The sequence below is a fragment of the Alkalihalobacillus trypoxylicola genome, assembly GCF_001590785.1.
In the GTDB taxonomy this organism is placed as follows: Bacteria; Bacillota; Bacilli; order Bacillales; family Bacillaceae_D; genus Alkalihalobacillus; species Alkalihalobacillus trypoxylicola.
In genome coordinates this window covers 67,688-76,033 of sequence record NZ_LTAO01000037.1, presented here as the reverse complement: position 1 = coordinate 76,033, position 8,346 = coordinate 67,688, and the positions used below count along the sequence as shown (strand labels likewise).

General features: G+C 34.8%; 7 protein-coding genes. All 7 read left to right on the top strand.

Annotation, left to right across the window (positions count from 1 at the left end; all coding sequences use genetic code 11):
* The first annotated feature begins 426 nt into the window (after nt 1-426).
* Nucleotides 427-1,008, top strand: coding sequence for a TetR/AcrR family transcriptional regulator (locus AZF04_RS17890; protein ID WP_235600025.1), 582 nt, complete (start codon nt 427-429; stop codon nt 1,006-1,008).
* Between the two features lie 159 nt (nt 1,009-1,167).
* Nucleotides 1,168-2,745: a phytoene desaturase family protein gene (locus AZF04_RS17885; protein ID WP_081766744.1), complete on the top strand. Its 1,578-nt coding sequence runs from the start codon at nt 1,168-1,170 to the stop codon at nt 2,743-2,745.
* Complete coding sequence (locus AZF04_RS17880) at nt 2,705-3,580, top strand: phytoene/squalene synthase family protein (protein ID WP_061949939.1); 876 nt, start codon at nt 2,705-2,707, stop codon at nt 3,578-3,580. The genes AZF04_RS17885 and AZF04_RS17880 overlap by 41 nt, the downstream gene beginning before the upstream one ends.
* Nucleotides 3,581-3,589: 9 nt before the next feature.
* Nucleotides 3,590-5,092, top strand: coding sequence for a phytoene desaturase family protein (locus AZF04_RS17875; protein WP_061949938.1), 1,503 nt, complete (start codon nt 3,590-3,592; stop codon nt 5,090-5,092).
* 8 nt (nt 5,093-5,100) lie between these two features.
* Nucleotides 5,101-6,234, top strand: a complete 1,134-nt coding sequence (locus AZF04_RS17870; RefSeq protein ID WP_061949937.1) for a glycosyltransferase family 2 protein — start codon at nt 5,101-5,103, stop codon at nt 6,232-6,234.
* Nucleotides 6,235-6,252: 18 nt separating this feature from the next.
* Nucleotides 6,253-6,762 carry a glycosyl-4,4'-diaponeurosporenoate acyltransferase CrtO family protein gene (locus tag AZF04_RS17865; RefSeq protein ID WP_061949936.1) on the top strand — a complete coding sequence of 170 codons (510 nt, stop codon included), beginning with the start codon at nt 6,253-6,255 and terminating at the stop codon, nt 6,760-6,762.
* A gap of 144 nt (nt 6,763-6,906) precedes the next feature.
* Entirely contained in the window at nt 6,907-8,328 is a 1,422-nt protein-coding gene (locus AZF04_RS17860) for a glycoside hydrolase family 43 protein (protein ID WP_235600024.1), read from the top strand.
* Nucleotides 8,329-8,346: the final 18 nt, after the last annotated feature.

The following is an 8,346-nucleotide window of genomic DNA, read 5'->3' as shown; positions in this document are numbered from 1 at the left end:
GTGGATCTTCAGACTGCGCTGATCCTTCGGGAGTCACTACCTACCGTTACAATCAAAGAGTGAATTCGAAAACATTCAGTACATTTTTTAATAAAAATTGAACGGTTAGGTTTTTGATTTCCACTATAGGTAGATGCTTTCCCAAGGCTTGTCTTCAGCTAACTCTGACTACGCAAAGCTTCGTCAGAGTGGATTTTCAAACTGCACTCATCCTTTGAGAGTCACTACCTATCGTTACAATCAACAGTGAATTCGCAAAGATTCAAGACATTTTGATCGTAGATGTTCGGTTTCGTTCACTTATAGAGCAAATATGAAATTCACTAACTAGATAAAAAATGGGTTAAAAGTAACTGAACGATACATAGAGTAAGAATATAGTAATCAAACCCGATTATAAAGATTATTTGGAATTAGGGGATAATGATGAAGAAGTTAACTAGAGTTGAAGAATTAGAAAGAACGAGAAAAAGAATTTTAGATGTAGCAGAAGATTTATTTATGGAAAAAGGATTTCGCGCAGTTTCTACTAGAGAAATCGCTCAGCACGCGAAAGTCACACAACCAACCCTATATCATCACTTTAAAGACAAAGAATCCTTGTATATGGTTATGCTAGAAAGGTTTGTTCTTTCCATTCAGAAAAAGCTCAAACAGGTATCAAAGGATGATATGGCTAAAGCAATAGAGGAAATGCTTATTATTCTCTCAATTGAGCATCCATCAAGTATTATGTTAATGATGCATGATATATCACTTGAGCTTTCTGAGGAGAATAAATATAAAATCTATTCTATCTGGCGTCAAACCTATTTGGAGCCTTTTATGGATTTATTTGAAAGAAACGAAAAAAAGCATTTGCGAAAGCAAATTACACCAGAACAGGCAGCTAGGTTTTGTTTGTTTACTCTCGGACAAGCCATGCTTTCAAAAGGAAATCCTGAATCTTTGAAAGAGCAGTTTAAGACACATGTTGACATTATTTTATATGGAACAATCGAAAATTAAAAAGAGCTTCACTTATCACTTGATAAGTGAAGCTCTTTTTGGTTGAATTAAATTACAAAAATATTTTTCATTTATCGTTTGATAAATGAATGGTTTGGGTATAAGAGAATATAATGTTTAAAAAATTTTCTATTTTATATCAAATAATGTGGGGGTTCTATGAAAAAGATAAAAAAAGTTGTAGTAATTGGTGCAGGAGTTGCAGGTTTAGCTAGTGCTATCCGTTTGCAGGTAGCTGGCTACCAAGTGGTAATTTATGAGAAAAATAGTACTCCAGGTGGCAAAATGAATCGAATAGAACTAGGTGATTATTTATTTGATTTAGGTCCTAGTCTTGTGATGATGCCAGAGTTATATCAAGAAGTATTTAAGCTAGCAGGTAGAAACCCTGATGATTATATTCCAATGGAGAAGCTGGATCCGATGTATTCCGTATATTTTGGTGAACATGTAGACGATCAATATGAAGTTTCCTCTGATCTCATTCATTTAACGAAAATGTTGGAAGAAATTAATGACCAGGATGCTGAAGGTTTCTTAACCTATCTTCAAAAAATTTACAAACGTTTTAACGTTGCAAAAAATCACTTTTTACAAAGGCCATTTAGGAATGCTTTTGATTTTTATAATCCTTATATGCTTTGGCAAGGGCTAAAGCTTAAAACGCTAGGAAGTGCAGATGCATTTATAGGTAAGCATGTAAAGGATGAGAGAATTAAACAAATGCTAAGCTTTCAAACTTTATATATCGGTATCTCACCTTATAGTGGACCTTCTTTATACAGTATCATTCCAATGATCGAATTGATGTATGGCGTATGGTTTATTAAAGGTGGTATGTATACTATGGCAACTGCCATGGAGAAGCTGTTCAAGGAATTAGGAGGAGAGATTCACTACCATTCAGATGTAGAGAAAATTCTAATTGAGGATAGACGAGCAGTTGGGATCGCTTTAAAGGATGAGGAAGTTAAGGCAGACTTTGTTATGTGTAATGCTGATTTTCCATATGCGATGAAGAATTTAGTTCAAGACGAAAAAGCAAAAGGGAAATATACAAACAAAAAAATCGACAAAATGAAATATTCTTGCTCATGCTTTTTGATGTATCTAGGAATGGACAAAAAATATGATGAGCTAGATACCGTTCATAATTTTTTCTTTAGTGAAGGTTTAAAAGAAAATATAGATGGAATTTTTAATGGAGAAAAGCTTAATAATCCTTCTTTTTATATGTATATTGCTTCAAAAATGGATCCTACTCTTGCCCCTGAGGGAAAAGATGGTCTATATATTCTTGTTCCAGTTTCTGATTTATCGACTTCAAAATATGAATGGAATGAAGAAACGATTTTTTATTACCGAAATCAGGTATTTTCGAAGTTGAAGAAAATGAAAGGCTTTGAAAATATTGAACAAGAAATCGTTTCTGAAACCTATATGACTCCGGTTGATTTTAAAGAAAAGCTTAATGCTTATAACGGTGCTTGCTTTGGATTAAGACCAACCTTAACGCAAAGTAATCACATGAGACCACAGAGTAAAGCAAAAAATTGCGAAAATCTATATTTTACAGGTAGTAGTACTCACCCTGGTGCTGGTGTTCCAATTGTTTTATTATCAGCTAAAATTGCGACAGGTGAATTAATGCTTGATGATGGTGTTACTCAAAATAAGAAGATAAAGGTGGCTGATTATGTTAACGAAGCAGAGTCCACAGTTGAAAGCAGATTATGATTTTTGTGAAAAAGTTATAAAAAAACATTCTAAAAGCTTTTATTATACGTTTAAACAGTTGCCGGAGCCAAAAGCAAATGCTGTTTTCGCCATTTATGCATTTTGTCGATTTGCTGATAATACCGTTGACCAAGAGGGTAGTCTCTCAAGTAAAGTAGAGAAGTTATCTCAATTAAAATTTGAACTAGAATTGTTTGAAAAAGGCCAAGAACTGCCATCACCTTTATGGAGAGCTCTAAGAGATGTTTTTAATCGTTATGATATGGACATTCAGCCCTTTTATGATCAACTAAAAGGGCAAGGGATGGATTTACAATTTAAAAGTCCAGAGAATTTAGTTGGACTTGAGCAATATAGCTATTATGTTGCCGGTACCGTCGGTTTAATGCTGATTCCAATCATAGCTTCTGAGAATCATTTGAATTTAAAAGAGGTAGCCGTTGATCTTGGAATTGCTATGCAAATCACTAATATTCTTCGAGATGTATTTGAAGATGTTCAGAAATATCAACGAGTCTATTTACCTGTTGATTTAATGATAGAACAACATTATACAGATGAACATGTACAAACTTGTACAGTTAATCAATCATTTATAAATATTTGGGAATACCTTGCTACTATTGCTGAGGATAAATATGATCTTTTTGAAAAAAGCTTATACCAATTTGATATGGATAGTAAGAGGCAGGTATTGTCTGCAGCAAGAGTATATCGGGCAATATTAAATGTCGTCCGCAAAAATGGCTATCAATGTTTTGGGAAAAATAATAAGGTTTCAACCGCTGTTATAGGTGAAATCATCAGAACTACACAAATGGATGTTGCCAATTAGGAGGACAGAATGCAAATAAATAGAAAAAAAGTCATTGTTATTGGTGGGGGGCTCGGAGGTTTATCTGCAGCCATATCATTAGCTCAGGAAAATTTTGACGTTACTCTTTTTGAAAAAAACGAACATCTAGGTGGTAAATTAAATCGATTAGAGCAAGACGGATTTGGATTTGATTTAGGTCCTAGTATTCTTACGATGCCTCATATTTTTGAAAGGCTTTTTGCAAGAAGCGGTTTGAAAATGAAAGATTATCTTGAAATCATTCGAATAAATCATGAGTGGAGAACCTTTCATACGAATGGTAAAAAAGTAGACCTGTACGGAGATCTTCAAGAAATGCTTCAAAAAAATGAAGAGCTTTCTGATAAAGATATTCAAGACTATGAAAAGTTTCTTAAATACGCTAAGAAATTATATGATGCAACAGATAAAGGGTATTTTGCTAAAGGTCTTGATAATATGCAGGAGATTTTAAAGGAGCATGGAATTATCAATTCATTGCGTAGCTTTCATATACATTCAACTATGTATGATGGGATCGATAAGTATATTCGTCATCCTGAGCTGAAGAAGGCGTTAGCTTATTTTATTAAATATGTCGGCTCATCTCCTTACGATGCACCTGCTGTATTAAATATGATGATTTATATGCAGCACAAACAAGGAGTTTGGTATGTACCTGGTGGTATGAATCGAATTGCGGATGCTTTAGTGAAATTAGCTAAGGAGGTAGGAGTAACTTTTCATCTCGGTCAAGCTGTCCAAAAGCTTCATAAAGAAAAGGGCAAAATAACTGCGGTAGAATTAGAGGATGGCTACAAGTATAGCGCCGATTATTATGTCTCAAATATGGAAGTGATCCCTACTTATGAGAAGCTTTTGCAGGAAGATAAAAAAGAAATCGAAAAAATGGAAGAGAAATTTGAACCTTCTAGCTCTGGTTTAGTTCTTCATTTAGGGGTAAAAGGCTCTTATCCACAATTGGCTCATCATAATTTCTTTTTTTCTCATGATTTAAAAGAGCAAATGGATAAAGTTTTTCATAAAAAAGAGCTACCAGATGACCCGACGATTTATTTAGTGAATGCGAATAAAACGGATAAATCTCAAGCACCTTCTGGTTATGAGAATTTGAAAGTACTGCCTCATATTCCTTATATTCAAGATAATCCTTTTACAAAAGAAGATTATAAGCAATTAAGAGAAAGAGTACTTATTAAATTAGAAAAGATGGGTTTAAGAGATTTAAGAAAGAATATCGTAACGGAGGATATGTGGACTCCTCATGATATTCAACGGATGTATGGTTCACACCGCGGATCGATTTATGGAACGGTTTCCGATAAAAAGAAAAATAAAGGCTTCAAACACCCTAAACAAAGTGAAAAGTATGACAATCTTTATTTTGCAGGAGGAACAGTCAATCCAGGTGGGGGAATGCCAATGGTAGTCTTAAGTGGTCAGCAAGTAAGAGACAAGATTGTTCAAAAAGAATCAGATCATAAAGGGTGATTACTTTTATGCTTATTTTGATTATAAGTGTAGGTATTTTTATCATAGTACTTTCGATTATTGCCGGACTAAGCTTATTAGCTAAAGCATCTTTTATACCTAAAGAAAAAGGAGTAGCTTCTAAAGGTAATTTACAGAATGTATCGGTGATTATACCAGCTCGAAACGAAGCATTAAGAATCAAACCATTACTTCAATCTCTTTCATCTCAAAATGAGAAGCCCTTGGAAATGATTGTAGTTGACGATGAATCAAGCGATGAAACAGCAAGTATTGCTAAATCATACGGCTGTAAGGTTGTGTCAGTAGACCAAGCATTAACCGATTGGAAAGGTAAATCTGCTGCTTGTTGGCAGGGTGCTACGGCTGCTAAAGGAAGTTGGTTGCTTTTCTTAGATGCTGATACCGAGCTTATTCACAAAAATAGCTTAACCGATTATACCTCACACTTCTCAAAGGTTGGAGCAACAGGAATTTTATCGGTTCAGCCTTATCATAAAATAAAAAAACTGTATGAAAACTTATCCGTTATCTTCAATATAATCGTTTTAGCAGGTATGAATAGCTTTTCTTTGTTAGCAAAAAAAGACCAAGCAGCAGGTGCATTTGGACCATGTATTCTTTGTACAAGAACAGAATATTTTCAAACAGGAGGTCATGAAGCTGTCGGAGAGGCTATTATGGATGATATCGTTTTAGGAGAGGTATTTAAAAAAGCTGGATATCCAGTAAGGTTAAGGCTTGGTAAAGGTTTTATACAATTTAGAATGTATTCAGAAGGAATTCAGAGTTTGTTGGAAGGTTGGACAAAAGGTTTTGCTACAGCTTCTAAGTCTACTCAATCGACAATCATGTTTTCTATAAGTATGTGGATAACAGGAGCCTTTTTGCTTCCTGCTCTTGCTCTTAGCCTTTTCTTACTAGAGAATGTAACGCTGTGGCTATTCATTTTCGTGGCTTTATATGTAGCTTATTATGGTGTGTTACTTTACTTATCACGGCTTGCAGGGAATTTTTCGCCTATTTTATTAATGTTTTATCCATTATTCTTTTTTTTCTTTACCTTTTTGTTTATTCGTTCAAGCTATTTGACCAAAATCAAAAAGAGAGTGCAATGGCGTGGAAGGAAAGTTAATGTATAAGAGGAAGGGAAAAGGAATATGCCTATAATTGAACTATCATTAGGGTGGTTATTGATAGTTAATATTGCAGCCTGGATGTTCTTCCATCTGTTTATTTCTTATGTGACTGTAAATTTACCAGTATCTCTATTTAAAAAAGATCGCTGGTTATATCATATAAAGAAATGGGAGAAAAACGGTCTATTCTGGGAAAAGCTATTTGCGATGAAAAGGTGGAAGGAAAAAATACCTGATGGAACAAAGCTTCTTGGAATGGGCTTTAACAAAAGCTTTAGCTTTACTAAAGAAGATGATTATTTTGAAAGGTACATTCAAGAGTCTAGAAGAGCTGAGTTTACCCATTGGCTTTCCATTCTACCTGCCTTTCTATTTTTCCTTTGGAATCCGCTTTGGGCCGGATGGATTATGATTTTATATGCACTTATCATTAACATACCTATTATTATTGTTCAACGCTATAATCGTCCAAGGTTTCAACGAATTTTAAATAGAAAAGCTCAAAAAACTATCATGAGTAAAAAAAGCTAGCTTTGATTTTAATCAAGCTAGCTTTTTATTGTATAAATACCTATGGTTTGAAGGGTTAATAAAAGGTAAAAGACAGGTTGTTTTGAAGGAATGAAGACCATAAAATTTGATATATCCAAATTAAAAATAGACGGGAGAAATGATATGAATATCGATGATCACATAAAAGAAGCGATAGGGAAAACTCCGAGAAATGGAAATCCTCTTGTGTCACACAAGTTTGGAGCAGACCCTTATGCTCTAGTTTATAAAGATAGAGTCTATATATATAATACAAATGATCACTTTGAATATAATGAAAATGGTCAATTAAAGGAAAATACATATGCAAACATTAATAAAATTTCTGTGATTTCCACTAGTGATTTAGTAAATTGGACCGATCATGGTGAAATTTCTATCGCTGGTACTGAAGGTGCAGCAAAGTGGGCTACTCAATCTTGGGCTCCTGCAGCTGCATACAAAAAAATAAACGGTCAGGATCGTTTTTTCCTCTATTTTGCTAATAACGCAAGTGGGATCGGAGTATTAACGAGTGAAACTCCAATAGGTCCATGGATAGATCCTATAAAGAAACCGCTTATATCAAGGGAAACACCTGGTGTTGAGGGAGTTACATGGTTATTTGATCCTGCGGTATTAGTAGATAAGGATGAGAGTGCATACATTTATTTTGGTGGTGGTCTCCCTGAGGGCGAATATGAAATGCCAAATACCGCTAGAGTAATGGAGTTAGGTGAAGATATGATTAGTGTACTTGGCGAAGCCACTTCACTCCCTGCACCTTTTATGTTCGAGGATTCGGGCATTCACAGAGTGAATGATACGTATTATTATTCCTATTGCTCTAATTTCTATAAAGGTGAGAGACCTGAAGGAAGTCCTGGTGCTGGTGAAATCGCCTATATGACTAGTCACTCACCAATGGGGCCATGGACGTACCAAAAGACCATTTTGAAAAATCCATCTCATTTCTTTCAAGTAGGAGGAAATAATCATCATGCTATTTTTCAATTTAAAGATAACTGGTATATAACTTATCATGCTCAAACTTTATCAAAAGCTCTTGGCGTACCAAAAGGGTATCGCTCCACACATATTAATAGACTTGAAATGAACCATGACGGATCTATTCAGGAAGTTGAAGCGAATATGAAGGGTGTTGAACAAATTCAAGATTATCCTCAAGTTTCTACGAGCACAGACTTTGCATGGAGCTCACGTATTGAAGTGCTAAATAAGCAAATTAAGCACAATGAAAAGCGAGTTGTCTCACTAAAAAGCGGGGATTGGATTGCTCTTTCTGGTGTCAATTTCTCAGAAGGTGTTCGATTGTTCTCTGCATTGGTTCTGTGTGAGTATAAAAATCTGTCGTTACAAATAAGAGCACAATCACTTCAAGGCCCTATTTTGGCGAATATAGAGGCTCCTATCTCAGGACAAGAGGAGTGGAAGACGGTCGAGGTTGATTTAAGAATAAGTAAAGGGACACATGATATATACATCATTTTAAATGGCGGAGGAAATTCAGAGTTTTTGTTTTTAGAAAACTGGTCCTTTCAATAATATAGCTTTGTTAAAAAG

What these genes read in the sequence shown, in the direction of transcription:
- AZF04_RS17860 (WP_235600024.1), top strand. Translation starts at nt 6,907, where the DNA reads ATGAATATCGATGATCACATAAAAGAAGCGATAGGGAAAACTCCGAGA.
- AZF04_RS17890 (WP_235600025.1), top strand. Translation starts at nt 427, where the DNA reads ATGAAGAAGTTAACTAGAGTTGAAGAATTAGAAAGAACGAGAAAAAGA.
- AZF04_RS17870 (WP_061949937.1), top strand. Translation starts at nt 5,101, where the DNA reads ATGCTTATTTTGATTATAAGTGTAGGTATTTTTATCATAGTACTTTCG.
- AZF04_RS17885 (WP_081766744.1), top strand. Translation starts at nt 1,168, where the DNA reads ATGAAAAAGATAAAAAAAGTTGTAGTAATTGGTGCAGGAGTTGCAGGT.
- AZF04_RS17880 (WP_061949939.1), top strand. Translation starts at nt 2,705, where the DNA reads ATGTTAACGAAGCAGAGTCCACAGTTGAAAGCAGATTATGATTTTTGT.
- AZF04_RS17875 (WP_061949938.1), top strand. Translation starts at nt 3,590, where the DNA reads ATGCAAATAAATAGAAAAAAAGTCATTGTTATTGGTGGGGGGCTCGGA.
- AZF04_RS17865 (WP_061949936.1), top strand. Translation starts at nt 6,253, where the DNA reads ATGCCTATAATTGAACTATCATTAGGGTGGTTATTGATAGTTAATATT.